The 16,824-nt window shown below is 69.7% G+C and carries 15 protein-coding genes; 5 read left to right on the forward strand and 10 right to left on the reverse strand.

Going from position 1 to position 16,824, the window contains the following annotated elements; translation table 11 throughout:
- The 4 genes from AC32QD_RS11010 to AC32QD_RS11025 all read left to right on the forward strand — a co-directional run.
- Positions 1–279, forward strand: a 279-nt coding sequence (locus tag AC32QD_RS11010; protein WP_492010547.1) for a gamma carbonic anhydrase family protein, incomplete at its 5' end; no start/stop codon positions are given.
- A gap of 26 nt (positions 280–305) precedes the next feature.
- Positions 306–1,040, forward strand: coding sequence for a GNAT family N-acetyltransferase (locus tag AC32QD_RS11015; RefSeq protein ID WP_492010548.1), 735 nt, complete (start codon positions 306–308; stop codon positions 1,038–1,040).
- A gap of 15 nt (positions 1,041–1,055) precedes the next feature.
- On the forward strand, positions 1,056–1,628 hold the full coding sequence (locus AC32QD_RS11020) for a nitroreductase family protein (protein ID WP_492010549.1): 573 nt from the start codon (positions 1,056–1,058) through the stop codon (positions 1,626–1,628).
- A gap of 10 nt (positions 1,629–1,638) precedes the next feature.
- Positions 1,639–2,355: an EI24 domain-containing protein gene (locus AC32QD_RS11025; protein ID WP_492010550.1), complete on the forward strand. Its 717-nt coding sequence runs from the start codon at positions 1,639–1,641 to the stop codon at positions 2,353–2,355.
- Here the strand turns inward: AC32QD_RS11025 and AC32QD_RS11030 are convergent.
- From AC32QD_RS11030 to dnaE, 3 genes are all read right to left on the reverse strand, one after another.
- Complete coding sequence (locus AC32QD_RS11030) at positions 2,333–2,605, reverse strand: DUF1467 family protein (RefSeq protein ID WP_492010551.1); 273 nt, start codon at positions 2,603–2,605, stop codon at positions 2,333–2,335. The genes AC32QD_RS11025 and AC32QD_RS11030 overlap by 23 nt on opposite strands.
- A 1-nt stretch (position 2,606) precedes the next feature.
- Positions 2,607–3,011 carry a methylmalonyl-CoA epimerase gene (gene mce / locus AC32QD_RS11035; RefSeq protein ID WP_492010552.1) on the reverse strand — a complete coding sequence of 135 codons (405 nt, stop codon included), beginning with the start codon at positions 3,009–3,011 and terminating at the stop codon, positions 2,607–2,609.
- 83 nt (positions 3,012–3,094) lie between these two features.
- Complete coding sequence (gene dnaE, locus AC32QD_RS11040; RefSeq protein WP_492010553.1) at positions 3,095–6,559, reverse strand: DNA polymerase III subunit alpha; 3,465 nt, start codon at positions 6,557–6,559, stop codon at positions 3,095–3,097.
- Positions 6,560–6,649: 90 nt separating this feature from the next.
- On the opposite strand from dnaE, the gene speB reads away from it, so the two are divergent.
- Positions 6,650–7,606, forward strand: a complete 957-nt coding sequence (gene speB / locus AC32QD_RS11045; RefSeq protein ID WP_492010554.1) for an agmatinase — start codon at positions 6,650–6,652, stop codon at positions 7,604–7,606.
- 25 nt (positions 7,607–7,631) lie between these two features.
- Here speB and AC32QD_RS11050 read toward each other — a convergent pair whose 3' ends face one another.
- The 7 genes from AC32QD_RS11050 to AC32QD_RS11080 form a co-directional block, all read right to left on the reverse strand.
- Positions 7,632–8,321: an ABC transporter ATP-binding protein gene (locus tag AC32QD_RS11050; protein WP_492010555.1), complete on the reverse strand. Its 690-nt coding sequence runs from the start codon at positions 8,319–8,321 to the stop codon at positions 7,632–7,634.
- Complete coding sequence (locus AC32QD_RS11055) at positions 8,314–9,615, reverse strand: lipoprotein-releasing ABC transporter permease subunit (protein ID WP_492010556.1); 1,302 nt, start codon at positions 9,613–9,615, stop codon at positions 8,314–8,316. The genes AC32QD_RS11050 and AC32QD_RS11055 overlap by 8 nt, the downstream gene beginning before the upstream one ends.
- A 7-nt stretch (positions 9,616–9,622) precedes the next feature.
- Positions 9,623–10,963, reverse strand: a complete 1,341-nt coding sequence (proS, locus tag AC32QD_RS11060; protein WP_492010557.1) for a proline--tRNA ligase — start codon at positions 10,961–10,963, stop codon at positions 9,623–9,625.
- 271 nt (positions 10,964–11,234) lie between these two features.
- Complete coding sequence (locus AC32QD_RS11065) at positions 11,235–12,824, reverse strand: Ppx/GppA phosphatase family protein (RefSeq protein ID WP_492010558.1); 1,590 nt, start codon at positions 12,822–12,824, stop codon at positions 11,235–11,237.
- The gene (locus AC32QD_RS11070) at positions 12,821–15,022 is read right to left on the reverse strand and encodes an RNA degradosome polyphosphate kinase (RefSeq protein WP_492010559.1); all 2,202 of its coding nucleotides are present in this window, start codon (positions 15,020–15,022) and stop codon (positions 12,821–12,823) included. The genes AC32QD_RS11065 and AC32QD_RS11070 overlap by 4 nt, the downstream gene beginning before the upstream one ends.
- A 3-nt stretch (positions 15,023–15,025) precedes the next feature.
- Complete coding sequence (locus AC32QD_RS11075) at positions 15,026–15,745, reverse strand: HdaA/DnaA family protein (RefSeq protein WP_492010560.1); 720 nt, start codon at positions 15,743–15,745, stop codon at positions 15,026–15,028.
- Positions 15,742–16,824 carry an AI-2E family transporter gene (locus AC32QD_RS11080; RefSeq protein ID WP_492010561.1) on the reverse strand — a complete coding sequence of 361 codons (1,083 nt, stop codon included), beginning with the start codon at positions 16,822–16,824 and terminating at the stop codon, positions 15,742–15,744. Before AC32QD_RS11080 ends, AC32QD_RS11075 begins: the two co-directional genes overlap by 4 nt.

Raw genomic sequence — 16,824 nt, forward strand, 5'->3', positions numbered from 1 at the left:
CACAACGCCATCCTGCACGGCTGCACAATCGGCGAGGGCACGCTGGTCGGCATGGGATCGGTGATCCTGAACGGGGCAAAAGTCGGCCGCAGCTGCCTGATCGGCGCCAACGCGCTGATCACCGAGGGCACGGAGATCCCCGACAACTCGATGGTGGTCGGCCAGCCCGGCAAGGTGCTGCGCCAGGTCGACGAGCGCATCGCCGCCGAGCTGCGGCGCGCGGCCGAGGTCTATCGCAAGCGCCAGCGGCACTACCGCGACGGGCTGGCCGCGCTGTGACCGCGCCTTCAGGGAAAGGCCATGCCATGACCAATGCAAGCCCACCGCTCAACGCACTCGGCCAGCCGGTCGGCGCCCCGCTGCCCGAGGGCTGGACGGCCCCGCCGCGGCCCGTGCGCGAGATCATCGAGGGGCGGTTCGTCCGGCTCGAGCCTCTGGTGGTCGCGCACGCGGCGGCGCTGCACGAGGCCAACGGCCTCGACCGCGAGGGCAGGAACTGGACCTACATGGGCTACGGGCCGTTCGAAAGCGTGGACGCCTACCGGAGCTGGGTCGGCGAGGTCACGCGCGACGGCGACCCGATGTTCTATGCCATCGTGCGGCAGGAGGATGGCCGCCCGGCCGGCGTGGCGAGCTATCTGCGCATCGCGCCCGCCTCGGGCTCGATCGAGGTCGGGCACATCAATTTCTCGCCCATTCTGCAACGCACGCCCGGCGCCACCGAGGCGATGTATCTGATGATGCGCTGGGCCTTCGAGGCGGGCTATCGCCGCTACGAGTGGAAATGCGACGCGCTGAACGCGCCCTCGCGCCGGGCGGCGCAGCGGCTGGGGCTGTCCTTCGAGGGCGTCTTCCGCCAGGCAACCCTTTATAAGGGCCGCAACCGCGACACCGCCTGGTACGCGGCGATCGACAGCGAATGGCCGGCGCTGCGCGAGGCCTTCGAGACCTGGCTCGCCCCTGCCAACTTCGATGCCGAGGGGCGCCAGTGCCAGAGCCTGAGTGCGCTGACCGGGCCGATCCTCAAGGCCACCGGCTGAACACGGAGTCCCCGCATGCCCGATCCCCGACCGGAGGTCATGGACTTCCTGCTGACGCGCCGCTCGCGCCCGGCCAAGACGCTGGGGGCCGGCGGGCCGGACCGGCAGGCGCTGATGCGGCTTTTGACCGCGGCGGTGCGCTGCCCCGACCACGGCAAGCTCGAGCCTTGGCGCTTCGTGGTGATTGCGGGCGCGGCGCGCGAGCGCGCGGCGGCGCTGGCCACCGAGCGCTGCGCCGCGCTCGGGCTCGATGAGGGCGATACGTTCAAGACCGTGTCGCAGTTCCGGCAGGGCGAGGTAATCGTCGCCGTGATCTCGAGCCCCAAGCCAGTGGACAAGGTCCCCGACTGGGAGCAGCGGCTGTCCGCCGGTGCGGTGGGGCTCGGGCTCCTCAACGCAACGCTGGCGAGCGGCTGGGGCGCCAACTGGCTCACGGGGCGCATGGCCTATGACCCGGTCTTCACGCGTGACTTCCTCGGGCTGGCCGAGGGCGAGCGGGTGGCCGGGTTCATCCATATCGGGGCCGAGACCGTGGTGCCGCCCGACCGGCCACGGCCGGACGTCGCGGCGCTCACCACATGGCTGTGACGGCGCTCGCATGGGGCTGATCGGCGACTTTCTGCGCGCGCTCGGGCAGATGCTCGACGCGCGCTTCCTGGGCGTTCTGCTGCGCGCGCTGCTGCTGACGGTGGCGCTGCTCGCCGCCGTCTCGGGCGGCGCCGTCTGGCTCGTCGGTTTCCTGCCCGCGAGCGTCCACCTGCCGCTGATCGGTGATGTCGGTACGCCGTTCGCGCTTGTGCAGGCGGCCACCTTCGGGGCCATGCTGCTGGCGTCGGCCTTTCTCATGTTCCCGGTGGCGGCGGCCTTCGTCGGCCTCTTCCTTGACGAGATCGCCGATGCGGTCGAGGCGCGCCACTATCCCGGCTTGGGCAAGGCGCATACGCTCGGGCTGTGGCAAGAGGTCCGGGCGGCGGTGCTGTTCGCCGCCTTCGTGCTGGCGGTCAACGCGGTCGCGCTGGTGGTCTATGTTCTCGTCGGACCGCTGGCGCCGCTCGTCTTCTGGGCCGTGAACGGCTACCTGCTGGGGCGCGAGTATTTCGAGCTGGTGGCCGCCCGGCGCCTTGGCCCCGAGGGCGTAACCAAGCTGCGGCGGCGCCATCGCATCACGATCTGGCTGGCCGGCACGCTGATGGCGATTCCGCTCAGCGTGCCGGTGCTGAACCTGGTCGTGCCGCTGCTGGGGGTGGCCACCTACACCCACCTGTTCCACCGCCTGTGGCGGCGGGAGGGGGTCAACGCTCCGAGGGAAACTTGAAGAATTTGAACGTGTCGACCGTCAGCCACTGGTATTCGAACGCGCCATAGATCAGCGCGAACACCAGCGTCCCGATCACCGTGGTAATGATCGCCTTCTTGCGCACCATCGCGTCGATCGGGGCGCTCTCGGGCGTTCCGGGCACGACCTCGCCGCCCTCGGACTGGCTGGTCTGCCACAGCGGGTTCACCATCATGAAGACCAGCGCCCAGATCACCACGTAGAGGACGACCACCATCAGGAAATCCATCTCAAGCCTCCTCGAGCTCGATCAGCGTGCCGTCGAAGTCCTTGGGGTGCAGGAACAGCACCGGCTTGCCATGCGCGCCGGTCTTCGGCTCGCCATCGCCCAGGACGCGGGCCCCCGCCGCCTTCAGCCGGTCGCGGGCGCTGCGAATGTCGTCGACCTCATAGCAGATGTGGTGGATGCCGCCCGCGGGGTTCTTCTCGAGGAAGCCGCGGATCGGCGAGTCCGCCCCCAGTGGGTAAAGCAGTTCGATCTTGGTGTTGGGCAGCTCGATGAAGACTACCGTCACCCCGTGCTGGGGTTCCTCCTGCGGCGGGCCGACGCGCGCGCCCAGCGCATCGCGGTAGCGGGCGATAGCGCCGGTCAGGTCCGGCACGGCGATGGCCACATGGTTGAGGCGTCCGATCACGGTTTTTCGCGTCCTCCGACGTTCACGCGGACTTAGACCCGGCGGCGCGCGGGAGCAAGCATGTTGCCGAGCCCCGCCATCGCTCAGAACTCGGCGACGGTGGCGACGCCCGCCACCTCGCGCAGCGCGCGGCTGATCTCGGGTCCGACCGGATAGCTGCCGGGCAGCGCGATCTCGACCTCCTCACCGACCTCGGCCAGCGCGAGGACGAGATGCACCGGCCCTTGCCCGCGCTGCGCCCGCGCCAGCTTTGCGCCCTGCCACAGCCGGGTGGCGATGCGCCCCATGGCCTGCGCGTCCTCGACGAAGACCCTGAGCCCGCTGGCCGCGGCATTGGCGACCACCTCGTCGACCGGCTGCACGGCGCGCAGCATCAGCCGCGAGGCGTCGTTGCCGGCGTCCATCTCGACGCGCAGCACCAGATTGCGGCCGGGCTCGAGCAGCGCCTCGGCCTCGGCCAGGACGTCCGAGAACGCCATCACCTCGTAGACCCCGGTAGGGTCGGAAAAACCGATGAAGGCGAACGGGGTTCCCTTGGCCGATTTGCGCCGCTGCACTGAGACCAGCGTTCCGGCGATGCGACCGGTGCCGCCGGTCCGGCCCTTGGTGGCCATGAACTCGGCACAGGACTGCACCTTCTGGCGCCTGAGCGCCGGCACGTAGTCCTCGAGCGGATGGCCCGAGAGGTAGAATCCGATGGCGGCGTGCTCCTCGCGCAGGCGCTCCGATGGCAGCCAGTCATCGCAGTCTGCAAGCCGGGGCGGCGGCAGCGCTTCCGACACATCGCCAAACAGCGAGCTCTGCGCCGAGCCCTGCTCGTCGGTCACCGAGGCCGAGTAGGCGACCAGCTCGTCGATGCCGGCCAGCACCTTGCTGCGGTTCGCCTCCAGCGCGTCGAAGGCGCCGGCGCGGGCCAGCCCCTCGAGCCCGCGCTTGCCCAGCGCGCGCAGATCGACGCGCCGGGCGAAGTCGAACAGATCGGCGAACGGCCCGCCCTCGGCCCGCGCCGCCTCGATCAGCCGCATGGCCTCGACGCCCACGTTCTTGAGCGCGCCGAGGGCGTAGAGGATGCGTCCCTCCTCGACCGTGAAGCGCGCCTGCGAGCGGTTCACGTCCGGGGCCTCGACGGCGACCTCGATGCGGCGGCATTCCTGCACGTATCCGTTCAGCTTGTCGGTGTTGTGCAGGTCGAGGTTCATCACCGCGGCCATGAACTCGACCGGGTGGTTCGCCTTGAGCCAGGCGGTCTGGTAGCTGACCACGGCATAGGCGGCGGCGTGGGACTTGTTGAAGCCGTAGTTGGCGAACTTGTTGAGCAGGTCCCAGACCTGCTCGGCCCGGGCCTGCTTGACGCCGTTCTTCGCCGCGCCTTCGAGGAACTTCGGCTTCTCGGCGTCCATCGCCTCCTGGATCTTCTTGCCCATGGCGCGGCGCAGGAGGTCGGCCTGGCCCAGCGAGTAGCCGGCCATGCGCCGGGCGATCTCCATCACCTGCTCCTGGTAGACGATGATGCCCTGCGTCTCGTCGAGGATCGGGTCGATCGAGGGATGCAGGCTCTCGCGCCGCTCGCGCTTGTTCTTGACGTTGCAGTATTTCGGGATGTTCTCCATCGGGCCGGGGCGGTAGAGCGCCACCAGCGCAACTATGTCCTCGATGCAGGTGGGGCGCAGCTGGCGCAGCGCGTCGCGCATGCCCGAGCCTTCCACCTGGAACACCCCCACCGTGTCGGCGCGGGTGTAGAGCTCGTAGGTGGCCGCGTCGTCGAGCGGGATCTTCGAGATGTCGACCTCGATGCCGCGCTTCTTCAGCAAGTCCACGGCATTCTGGATCACCGTGAGCGTCTTGAGACCGAGGAAGTCGAACTTCACCAGCCCGGCCTGCTCGACCCACTTCATGTTGTACTGGGTCGCGGGCATCTCCGAGCGCGGGTCGCGGTAGAGCGGCACCAGCTCGACCAGCGGCCGGTCGCCGATCACCACGCCCGCCGCGTGCGTCGAGGCGTTTCTCAGGAGCCCCTCGATCTTCTCGGAGATGTCGAGCAGGGTGGCCACGTTCTCGTCGCGCCGCGCCTCTTCCTCGAGGCGGGGCTCCTCCTTGCGGGCGCGGGCGATGGAGAGCGGCTTCACGCCCTCGACCGGGATCAGCTTCGCCAGGCGGTCGCCCTGGCTGTAGGACATCTGCAGCACCCGGGCCACGTCGCGCACCGCCATCTTGGACAAAAGCGTGCCGAAGGTGATGATGTGCGCCACCCGGTCGCGGCCATAGCGCTGCTGCACGTAGTGGATCACTTCCTCGCGGCGGTCCTGGCAGAAGTCGATGTCGAAGTCCGGCATCGAGACGCGCTCAGGATTAAGAAATCGCTCGAAGAGAAGGCCGTAACGCAACGGATCAAGGTCGGTAATCGTCAGCGAGTAGGCGACGAGAGAGCCCGCGCCCGAGCCGCGGCCGGGCCCGACGGGAATGTCCTCGGCCTTCGCCCACTTGATGAAGTCGGCGACGATCAGGAAGTAGCCGGGAAAGCCCATCTGCTCGATGACGCCGAGCTCGTAGTCCAGCCGGCTCTCGTACTCGGCGACCGGGGCGACCGGGTCGATCTCGGCCAGCCGGGTCTTCAGCCCCTCGCGCGCCTGCCGGCGCAACTCGTCGACCTCGTCGTCGGCGAAACGCGGCAGGATAGGGGCGTGGATGCGCGGGCGGAAGGCGCAGCGCCGGGCGATCTCCACCGTGTTCTCGACGGCCTCGGGCAGGTCGCGGAACCGCTTGACCATCTCGGAGGCCGGCTTGAGGTGGTGCTCGGGCGTCAGGCGGCGCCGGTTTGACTCGTTTACGTAGCGGCTTTCGCCGATGCACAGGAAGGCGTCGTGCGCCGCGTACATCTCGGGCGTCTCGAAATAGACCTCGTTGGTGGCGACCAGGGGCAGGTCGTGTGCGTAGGCGATGTCGACCAGGCCGGGCTCGGTCGCCTCCTCCGCGGTTGTGCGCAGCGCCCCGCCGGTGCCGTGGCGCTGGACCTCGACGTAGAGCCGACCCGGGAAGATCGCGGCAAGCCGCTGCACCAGCGCCTCCGCCGGCTGGCGGCGGCCCGCCTGCAACAGCCGCCCGACCGGCCCGCCCGCCCCGCCGGTGAGGCAGATCACGCCCTCGGCGCGCATGGCCAGCCCGTCCAGCGTCACGTGCGACAGCTGGCTGGGGTCGGTCTCGAGATAGGCGGCCGAGCTAAGCGCCATCAGGTTCAGCCAGCCCGCCTTGTTCTGCGCATAGAGCGCGAGGGGGGCCGGGTCGATCGGTCGCTCGCCCGGCGCGGCTTCGGCATAGGCCAGCGCCAGCTGCAGCCCCATGATCGGCTGGATGCCGGCCTTGGCGGCGCTCTCGGAGAACTCGAGCGCCCCGAACAAGTTGTTCGTGTCCGTCACCGCGACCGCCGGCAGGCCCAGATCGCGGCACAGCCCCGGCAGCGCCTTGACATGCACCGCCCCCTCGCGGAGCGAGTAGGCGGAGTGGACACGGAGATGGACGAAGCGGGGCGGCCGGGCGGCAGATTCGCTCATGGCCCGAGGCTAGCCCGAACGCCGCTTGCCGAGAAGGATGCTTTGGCGCAGTGTCGCCGAAAATCCGACAGCGAGGGAGACGAACCCGAGATGGCCGACCGCGAGATGCTGGACTTCACCGACCCGATGCAGCGCCCCCGCTTCACCGGGCTGGCCACCTTCTTCCGGCTGCCCTGGCGCGAGGATTTCGAGGCCGACCCGCCCGCGATCGGCGTCTGCGGGGTGCCCTACGACGGTGGCGTGACCAACCGGCCGGGGCCGCGGCACGGGCCGCGCGAGGTGCGCAATCTCTCCTCGCTCATCCGCCGGGTGAACCAGGCCACGGGCGTGGACCCTTTCGCCGGTACCACCGTCGCCGATATCGGCGACGCCTGGATCCGCAAACCCTACGAGCTCGTCGGCGCGCATGCCGAGATCGAGGCGTTCTTCCGCCGGGTCAAGGGTGCGGGCATCCGGCCGCTGACCTGCGGCGGCGACCACTCGATCACCCTGCCGATCCTGCGCGCGCTCGCCTCAGACGGGCCACTGGGCATGATCCACATCGACGCGCATTGCGACACCGGCGACGCCTATGGCGGCTCGCGCTTCCACCACGGCGCGCCGTTCAAGATCGCGGTGGACGAAGGGCTGCTGGACCCCGGGAAGGTGGCGCAGATCGGCATCCGCGGCTCGCTCTACAACGCCGACATGTGGAAGTTCAGCTTCGACAGCGGCATGCGCGTGATGATGATCGAGGAGGTCGAGGAGCGCGGCTGGCGCGCCTGCATCGACGAGGCGCGCAAGCTGGTCGGCAAGGCGCCGATCTATGTCAGCTTCGACATAGACAGCCTCGACCCGGCCTTCGCGCCCGGCACCGGCACGCCCGAGGCCGGGGGCCTGACGATGCGCGAGGCGCAGGGCATGGTGCGTCGGCTGGCCGGGCTCGACATCCGCGGCGCCGACATGGTCGAGGTCTCGCCGCCCTTCGATGTCGGCGGCATCACGGCGCTGAACGGCGCCACGGTGATGTACGAGCTGCTGTGCGCCATGACGGCGGGGGGCGGCTGACCCCGCCCGGACCCCGCTGGCCGCGTCAGGCGGCGCGGACCTGGCCGCCCTCAAGCCGCATCACCCGGTCCATGCGCCCGGCGAGGTCGAGGTTGTGGGTGGCGATCAGCGCCGCCAGCCCGGTCTCGCGCACCATCTCGATCAGCATGGTGAAGACTCGGCCGGCGGTCTCGGGATCGAGGTTGCCGGTCGGCTCGTCCGCCAGAAGCACGCGCGGGCTGTTGGCCAGCGCCCGGCAGATGGCGACGCGCTGCTGCTCGCCGCCCGAAAGCTCGGCCGGCCGGTGGCGCCGCCGGTCCTCCAGCCCGACCCGGCCGAGCAGCTCGGCGGCAGCGGCCTGCGCCGCGCCCCTGCCCTGCCCCGCCGCCATGATCGGGATGGCGACGTTCTCCTCGGCGGTGAACTCGGGCAGCAGGTGGTGGAACTGGTAGACGAAGCCCAAAAGCCGCCGCCGGGCCGCCGTGCGCGCCCGGTCGTCGAGCCCCGAGAGCGCGCGGTCCTCGATCGAGACCGTCCCCTCGGACGGCGTATCCAGCAGTCCGGCAATGTGCAGGAGTGTCGACTTGCCCGCGCCCGAGGGCGCGACCAAGGCCACCGTCTCGCCCGGCGCGATGGCGAGGTCGGCGCCCCTGAGCACCTCGACCGTGCGCCGGCCCTGGTGGAACGTGCGCACGATACCGTCGAGCCTGAGGGCCGTGTTCGCCGCCTCACTCATAGCGCAGCGCCTCCACCGGATCGAGACGCGCCGCCCGGCGCGCCGGGTAGAGCGTGGCAAGGAAGGCAAAGCCCAGCGACACGGCGCAGGTGAGCAGCACGTCGCCCGGCATCAGCACCGCCGGCACCCGCGTGAGGAAGCGGATCTCGGGGTCCCACACCGACGTGCCGGTGACCCACTCCACCACCGCCTGGATCTGGTGGATGTAGGTGACGAACAGGATGCCGGCGATCACGCCCAGGATCGTGCCGACGACGCCGATGGCGGCGCCGCAGATGAAGAAGATGCGCAGGATCGCGCCCTGCGTCATGCCGAAGGTGCGCATGATGGCGATGTGGTGGCCCTTCTCTTTCACCAGCATGATGAGACCGGAGAGGATGTTCATCGCCACGATCACGAAGATCAGCGACAGGATGATGAACATCACGTTCGATTCGACCTTCAAGGCCGAGATGAAGGCGCCGTTGGCGCGCTGCCAGTTCCACAGGTAGTCGTTCTTGCCGATCAGCGGCCTGAGCTGCGCGCCGATCTGCTCGACCCGGTCGGGGTGCTTGACCATGACCCCGATGCCGTCGACCTGGTTGGGCTTGTTGAAATAGGCCTGCGCCTGCGCGAGCGGCATGAAGACGAAGGAGTTGTCGTACTCGCTCATGCCGATGCGGAAGATGTAGACGACCTTGTAGGCCTTGACCCTGGGCGCGACCCCGAAGGGCGTGGTCACCCCGCGCGGCGAAATCAGGGTGAGCTTGTCGCCCACCGTGATGCCGAGCTTGCGCGCCAGCCCGGAGCCGATGGCGATGCCGCTGTCATAGTTCGCCAGGCTGCCCTGCGATTTCTCCGGGTGCGCCACGCCGGGAAGCGTCTCCACGTCCTGCTTGCGCAACCCCCGGACCAGGGCACCGGAATTGCCGGCATCCGTCGAGGCCATCACCTGGCCCTCGATCTCCGGGGCGGCGCGGATGACCTCCGGGTTGTTCAGCAGCCGCTTGGCCAGCGCGTCGTAGTTCGTGATCCCCTCGCCGGTCGAGGACAGCACCATGATATGCGGCTGAGCCCCCAGGATGCGTCCGATCAGCTCGACCCGGAAGCCGTTCATCACCGACATCACCACGATCAGCGTGCCGACGCCCAGCAGGATGCCGACCAGCGAGAAGCCGGCGATCACCGAGATGGCCCCCTCCTGCCGGCGCGCGCGCAGGTAGCGCCAGGCGATCAGCCACTCCAGCCGCGCGAAGGGGCGCGGCGGCCGGTGCGCGGCGCCCGCCTCGGCCGGCTTTTGTGAAGAGTCGTTCACCCAGCCCTCACAGGCCCCGATAGATGTCGCGCAGCCGCGCCACGGCAGCCTCGGGCGCCAGTTCCTCGGTCTCGCCCGTGCGCCGCGAGGTTAGCTCGACAACGCCGCGCTCCAGCCCGCGCGGACCCACGGTGATGCGCCAGGGCAGGCCGACCAGCTCCATGGTGGCGAACTTGGCGCCAGCCCGCTCGTCGGTGTCGTGGTAGAGCACCTCGAGCCCGGCGTCGTGCAGCTCGGCATAGAGCTTCTCGCAGGCGGCGTCCGTCGCCGCGTCCCCTTGCCGCAGATTGATCAGCCCGGCATGGAACGGCGTCACGCTCTCGGGCCATATGATGCCCTTGTCGTCGTGGCTCGCCTCGATGATGGCGCCCACCAGCCGGCTGACGCCGATGCCGTAGCTGCCGCCGTGGAAGGGCACCTTGTCGCCCTCGGGCGTAGCCAGCAGCGCGCCCATCGGCTCGGAGTACTTGGTGCCGAAATAGAAGATGTGGCCCACCTCGATGCCGCGGGCGACGATGCGGCGCTCCCGTGGCACCTCGCGCTGGAACAGGTCCTCGTCGTGGGTGTCGTCGGTGCGGGCGTAGAGGCCGGTCCACTCGTCGCAGATCGCCTGGATCTGCGCCTTGTCGTCATAGTCGATGTTGCGCCCGTCGAAACCAAGCTCGAGCAGGTGGCTGTCGAGGTGCACCTCGGTCTCGCCGGTCTCGGCCATGATCAGGAACTCGTGCGCATAGTCGCCGCCGATGGGCCCGCTCTCGGCGCGCATCGGCACAGCCTTCAGCCCCATGCGCTGGAAAGTGCGCAGGTAGGCGACCATCATCTGCCGGTAGCTGTGCAGCGCGCCCTCGCGGTCGAGGTCGAAGGAGTAGGCGTCCTTCATCAGGAACTCGCGCCCGCGCATGATGCCGAAGCGCGGCCGCACCTCGTCGCGGAACTTCCACTGGATGTGGTAGAGGTTGCGCGGCACGTCGCGGTACGAGCCGCAATAGGCGCGGAAGATCTCGGTGATCATCTCCTCGTTGGTCGGGCCATACAGCATGTCGCGGTCGTGCCGGTCCTTGATGCGCAGCATCTCGGGACCGTAGTCCTCGTAGCGGCCGCTCTCGCGCCACAGATCGGCGGGCTGGATGGTCGGCATCAGCATCGGGATGGCCCCGGCACGTCGCTGCTCCTGATGCACGATCTCCTCGATCCGGCGCAGCACCTTGTAGCCCAGAGGCAGCCACGAGTAGATGCCGGCGGTGGCCTGGCGGATCATGCCGGCGCGCAGCATGAGCCGGTGCGAGACGATCTGCGCCTCGGTCGGGGTTTCCTTGAGGACCGGCAGGAAGTAGCGGGTCAGGCGCATGCGTCTCCTCGCTCGCGGCTCGCATACTCGGGCGACACGGCCACCCGTGTAGGGGCATTGCGGCGCGAGGGCAAGCGGGCGCCAGCGGGCATTTGTCGCGGCTTAGGCGCCGGTTCGCGGCCGGATTCTGCTTTTGTGCTTGGTGACAAGCCAACCGCCATGGGTTAAGGGAATCGCACCAAGAGGCCAGAAAGCGTCAAGTTTTCGGCTCAAGTCTGGGGGAGGAACGACCTGCTCACGGCAGGTCGTTCTCTTTTCGGGGGGCTGTCGCTCAGCCCGGCTCGGTTCTCACCTCGCCCTTCACGCCCAGTTGCTCGGTCAGGTTGCCGAGGCGCTTCTCGACCTCCTCGCCGGCCAGTTCGGCGGCGGCGCCCTCGAGCACCAGATCCAGCCGGTCCGGAGCGGACACCGCGCGGCACGAGCCCAGGATTCCGGGCGTCGCGCCGGAGATCGCCGCGCCCAGCCGGAACACCAGCCCGAAGCGAACGGCGCGCTCCAGCGTTGCGGGGTCAACCAGCTTCATCAACCGGGAGTCCCCCAGCCTGCGCCGCCCGCGCTTGTGCCGCACCGTCAGGGCGACACCGAGAAAGAGGCGGCCGCGATGGCCGATGTCGGTCAGCGTCGTGCGCGTCGCCGTCTCCCAGCTTCCGGTGACACGGTAGTCCGGGTGCGTGCGCCAGTTCACGTCGACCAGGCGGGCAGCGGCCTCGACCAGGCGCGCCTCCTCGGCGTCGTTCGGCGCCAGCACGGTCTTCGCCCAGCCGCCGAGTTCCGCCCCGAAGCCGGGGGCACGGGCGGAGAGAAGCTCGAGCGCCTCGCACGCGGCGATCAGCGGATCGCGCGCGCGCACGGCCGCCGGCAGGTGCTCGAGGCAGACCCCCTCGCGCAGACCGAAGCCCGAGAACTCCACCTGGCCGGGGTCGAGTCCTTCGACCAGATGACGCAGCAGCCGTCCGGCGATGGGCAGGAGCGGTGCGCGCTCCTCGGAGATGCCGCGCATGCGCTTGAGCTTGCTCGGCCGCATGCCCGCGATCCATTCGCCCAGATCGCGCGTCTCATCGGTCGAGATCACGTATTCGTGCAAAACCTCGAGCGGATACCGTGCGCGCTCCATCTGCGCGTGCGCCAAGGCTCGCCACGCACCGCCGACCAGGTACATCCTGGCCCCGGGCGCCCCATAACTCCCGGCGAGCGATTTCAGCTCGGCGGCGATCTCGCTGTCGCCGGGCGCATCGGGCGCAAGCAGGCGCAAGGGGCCAAGCGGCACGCTCACCCCCGGCCCGGCCCGGCCACCACCGACGCGGCACAGCTCGAGTGAGGCGCCGCCCAGGTCGACCACGACGCCCTCGGCGCGGGGGTTGCCGAACAGCACGCCCTGGGCCGAGAGCCGCGCCTCGTCGGCGCCGCTGGCGATCTGCACGGGGATATTGGTGCGGCGTTCGACCTCGTCGCAGAACTCCGGCCCGTCGCTGGCATCGCGCACCGCTGCGGTGGCGACCGCCGCCAGCGCCCCCACGCCCAGCGCGGCCGCGATGGCGCCGAAGCGCGCGAGCGCCGCGATCGCCCGCTCGCGGCCTTCGGGGTGGAGCACGCCCGTCTGGCCAAGCCCGGCACCGAGCCGGCACATCACCTTTTCGTTGAACAGCTGCGCGGGGCTGCGCCGGTCGCCCTCGAACACCACCATGCGCACCGAGTTCGAGCCGACGTCGATGACGCCGATGCGCTCGGCAGGATGATCGATCCCGGGGAAGGACCGGGCCGGCCGGCCGAACAGCTCGTCCTGCCAGGCCCGCGCGAGAGACGCTACGGCGCGCGGCCCCGGGGCGTGGCCTGCTGTATCCGCCAGTGCAGCCTCCTTCATGCCGCCGTCAGGTCGTCGCCGGCCTCCCCCCTCGTCAGGCGCGGCGCATCGGCCGCACCGCTGCGGCCACGACCCGACAGCGAGGGATACTTCATGAAGAACTCGTGGCAACTGAAAAGTTCCTCTCCGTCCGCGACGGAGGCGCGCAGGTAGGTTCCGTCGGGCATCAGCACCCAGCTCTGCGCCTCGTCGCGCAGATTCGCGGCCATGATCTGGTCGATGATCTGGGCGTGCACCGTGGGATTGTCGACCTCGACCAGCGTCTCGACCCGCCGGTTGAGATTGCGGTCCATCCAGTCGGCCGAGGAGATGAACACCTGCGCCTGGCGCGAGGGCAGGCCGTAACCGTTGCCGAAGCACACGATGCGCCCGTGCTCGAGGAACCGCCCGACGATCGACTTGACGCGGATGTCCTCCGACAGGTTCGGCACGCCGGGGCGCAACCCGCAGATGCCCCGCACCACCAGGTCGATCTTCACGCCTTCCTGCGAGGCCCGGTAGAGCGCGTCGACCACGTCGGCCTCGATCAGGTTGTTGAGTTTGGCCCAGACCTGCCCCGGGCGTCCGGCGCGGGCATGCGCGGCCTCGGCCTCGAGCTTGTCGAGCAGCGTCCGCTTCAAGGTCAGGGGCGCCACCTGCACCTTCTCCAGCCCCTGCGGCTCGGCATAGCCCGTGATGTAGTTGAAGATTTTCGCGGCGTCGCGCGCATGGGCAGCCGAGCAGGTGAAGAGCGCGAGGTCGGTGTAGATCTTCGCCGTGATGGGGTGGTAGTTGCCGGTGCCGAAATGCGAGTAGGTGACCAGCTCGCCGCCCTCGCGGCGGACCACCGTGGACATCTTGGCGTGGGTCTTGAGGTCGAGGAAGCCGAACACCACCTGCGCCCCGGCGCGCTCGAGCTGCCGGGCCAGCCGGATGTTGGTCGCCTCGTCGAAGCGGGCCTTGAGCTCGACCAGCGCGGTGACGGACTTGCCCTCCTCGGCGGCCTCGCACAGCGCCTGCACGATGGGGCTGTCCTTGGTGGTGCGATAGAGCGTCTGCTTGATCGCCACCACGTCGGGGTCGCGCGCCGCCTGCTGCAGGAACTGCACCACGATCTCGAAGCTCTCGTAGGGGTGGTGCAGCAGCATGTCCTTCTGCCGGATCGCCGCGAAGATGTCGCCCTCGTGGTCGCGCACACGCTCGGGCAGACGCGGCGTGTAGGGGGCAAAGCGCAGGTCGGGGCGATCATCGACGACGAGCTCGGCGAGATCGGAGGTGCCGACCACGCCCTCCACCTCGATCAGCTCGCTTGGGCCGACATGGAGCCGCTCGCACAGCAGGCGCTTGAGCGGCTCCGGGGCGCCCGCGCTCAGCTTGAGCCGGATCACGCCGCCGCGGCGGCGGCGCTTCAGCGCGGTCTCGAACTCGCGCACCAGGTCCTCCGCCTCCTCGGCGATCTCGAGGTCGCTGTCGCGCAGCACCCGGAACACGCAGCGTCCCTGCGCCGCGTAGCCGGGGAAGAGCTGGCCGAGGAACATCTCGAGTAACTCCTCGACCGGCAGGAAGCGGATCTCGCCCTTTGCTCCGCTGGCCAGCCGGATATAGCGGTTGAGCTGGCTCGGGATCGGGATCAGGGCGCGCATAGGCTCGCCGTCGGCGACCCGCGTCAGGTCGAGCAGCAGCGCCAGCCCCTCGTTGGCGATGAAGGGGAAGGGATGGGCCGGGTCGAGCGCCAGCGGCGTGATCATCGGGAAGACCTGCGCCAGGAAATAGTCCTCGAGCCCCGCCCGATCCTCGCTGCTCAGTGCATCCGCCCCGATCACCTCGATGCCCTCGCCTGCCATCAGCTCGCTCAGGCAGGCCCAGGTCCGCTGCTGTGCCTGCTGGAGCGCCAGCGCGTCGCGGTCGATCAACTCGAGTTGCTGCGCCGGCGTACGGCCGTCGACCGAGGGCCGCTCCACGCCGGCCCGCATCTGGGCGCGCAGACCGGCCACGCGCACGGTGTAGAACTCGTCGAGATTGGTGCCCGAGATCGACAGGAACCGCAGCCGCTCCAGTAGCGGCTGGCGCGGGTTGTCGGCCTCCTCGAGCACGCGCCAGTTGAACGACAGCCACGACAGCTCGCGGTTCTGAAACCGGTCTGGGCTGTCAGGGTCGAAGCGCGCGGCGTGGTCCGGCGGGATCGGTTGCGCGGGGATGTTCAGGAAATCGGCGCGCATGGCTCAGCGCCCTTCGCCCGGCGCAACCCCGGCCCAGTCCAGATAGTCGGACGCCATCGCCCGCGTCACCGGCCGATGCAGGGCCAGCGACTGGCGGTCCAGCGCCTCCACCGCCGCCTCGACCGCGGCGAAGGAACGCTCGATGCGGCGCACCAGGAACTTGATCACGTCGGGCCCCACCTGAACCTGCCGGTCCGTGAAGAGTTTCACCATGAGCGATGACAGTAATGTGTCATCGGGCCGGGCCAAGCGTGCGACCGCAATTGCGCCCAGTCGCGAGGCAAGGTCCGGCAGCCCGATCGGCCAGCGCGCCGGAGCCTCGCGCCCGGTCAACAACAGCCATCCTCCCTCGGCCGCGGCAAGGTTGAGGAGATGGAACAGCGCCCGCTCGGCCGCAATGCGCCGGTCCGGCACCAGCGTGCCCAGCGCATCCACGTCCTCCACGATGCCGCAGCCGTGCCCCGCGAGCGCCTCGGTCGCGGCCTCGTCCAGGTCGGCCGCACTGATGCGCCGGGCCCCGGCCTCGTGCATCCAGACATGCGACAGATGGGTCTTTCCCGCCCGGGCCGGGCCCACCAGCGCCAGCCGCCGCCCCGGCCAGTCATGCCAGGCGGAGACCGCCCGCACCGCCTGCTCGTTGCTGGCAGAGACCAGGAAATCGGTGCGGCCGAGCGCCGGCCGGTGCTCGAGGTCGAGCGGAAGCTGGCGCGGCGCCAAGCTCATTCCTGCGCCTCCCGCTCCGCCGCCTCATCCGGGGCGCCGTCGCCGCGGTAGAGACTGCCCCGCTTGTACTGCTCGAGCCCGAAGCGCCCGATCACCCCGATCGCCGCTGCCGCCGGCACCGCCACCAGGAGCCCGACGAAGCCGAACAGCGAGCCAAAGGCGGTCAGGGCGAAGATCAGCCAGACCGGATGCAGCCCGACCCGCTCGCCCACCAGCTTGGGCGACAGGAAGTTGCCCTCGATCGCCTGCCCCACCACGAACACGCCCGCCACGGCGCCGACCATGCCCCAGTCGCCCCAGAACTGGGCCACGGCCACGCCCAGCGAGGCGATCCCGCCCAGGATGGCGCCGAAATAGGGGATGAAGCTGATCAGTCCCGCAAAGGCCCCGATCAGCAGCCCGAAGCGCAGCCCCAGCAGGCTGAGCGCCACCGCGTAGAGGATGCCGAGGCTGAGGCAGACCAGAAGTTGCCCGCGCACGAACCCGGCCAACACCTCGTCGAGCTTCCGCGCCAGCGCACGCACCGTGTCCCGGTGCTCGCGCGGCAGATAATCGTCGATCGTGGCCACCATGCGGTCCCAGTCGTTGAGCAGGTAGAACGCCACCACCGGCGTCACCACGATCAGGGTGACGTAGTCGACCAGTGCCAGGCCGCTCGACCAGATCCGGCTCATCACCGAGACGCTCCACGAATCCGCGTGCTCGCGCAGCTTCTCGAGAGCGCCGCGCAACGGCGAGGTGCTGGCGGTCAGCTCGGGCAGATGCGTCGAGATCACGCCGCGCATCCACTCGATGGCGGCCGGGGCATTGGAAATCGCCCGCTGCACCTGGTCGACCAGCACCGGGACGATCAGCACCAGCGCCAGCGCCGTGAGCCCGATCGCGACCACCGTGATGACCACGGTCGAGAGCAGCCGCGACAGGCCGAGCCGCTCGAGCCGGTCGGCGAAAGGGTCCGCGACATAGGCCAGCGCCGCGCCCAGCACGAAGGGCAGCAACACGCCGCCCAGAAGCCACAGCAGGGCCACGAGCACGGCAAGGCCGATTCCCCACCAGTATGCCTGCTCGCGAAGCGTCAT

It is taken from the genome of Thermohalobaculum sp., assembly GCF_058622915.1.

Coding starts and splice junctions, on each gene's coding strand:
- AC32QD_RS11015 (WP_492010548.1), top strand. CDS start 306: ATGACCAATGCAAGCCCACCGCTCAACGCACTCGGCCAGCCGGTCGGC.
- AC32QD_RS11020 (WP_492010549.1), top strand. CDS start 1,056: ATGCCCGATCCCCGACCGGAGGTCATGGACTTCCTGCTGACGCGCCGC.
- AC32QD_RS11025 (WP_492010550.1), top strand. CDS start 1,639: ATGGGGCTGATCGGCGACTTTCTGCGCGCGCTCGGGCAGATGCTCGAC.
- AC32QD_RS11030 (WP_492010551.1), bottom strand. CDS start 2,605: ATGGATTTCCTGATGGTGGTCGTCCTCTACGTGGTGATCTGGGCGCTG.
- dnaE (WP_492010553.1), bottom strand. CDS start 6,559: ATGAGCGAATCTGCCGCCCGGCCGCCCCGCTTCGTCCATCTCCGTGTC.
- speB (WP_492010554.1), top strand. CDS start 6,650: ATGGCCGACCGCGAGATGCTGGACTTCACCGACCCGATGCAGCGCCCC.
- AC32QD_RS11050 (WP_492010555.1), bottom strand. CDS start 8,321: ATGAGTGAGGCGGCGAACACGGCCCTCAGGCTCGACGGTATCGTGCGC.
- proS (WP_492010557.1), bottom strand. CDS start 10,963: ATGCGCCTGACCCGCTACTTCCTGCCGGTCCTCAAGGAAACCCCGACC.
- AC32QD_RS11065 (WP_492010558.1), bottom strand. CDS start 12,824: ATGAAGGAGGCTGCACTGGCGGATACAGCAGGCCACGCCCCGGGGCCG.
- AC32QD_RS11070 (WP_492010559.1), bottom strand. CDS start 15,022: ATGCGCGCCGATTTCCTGAACATCCCCGCGCAACCGATCCCGCCGGAC.
- AC32QD_RS11075 (WP_492010560.1), bottom strand. CDS start 15,745: ATGAGCTTGGCGCCGCGCCAGCTTCCGCTCGACCTCGAGCACCGGCCG.
- AC32QD_RS11080 (WP_492010561.1), bottom strand. CDS start 16,824: ATGACGCTTCGCGAGCAGGCATACTGGTGGGGAATCGGCCTTGCCGTG.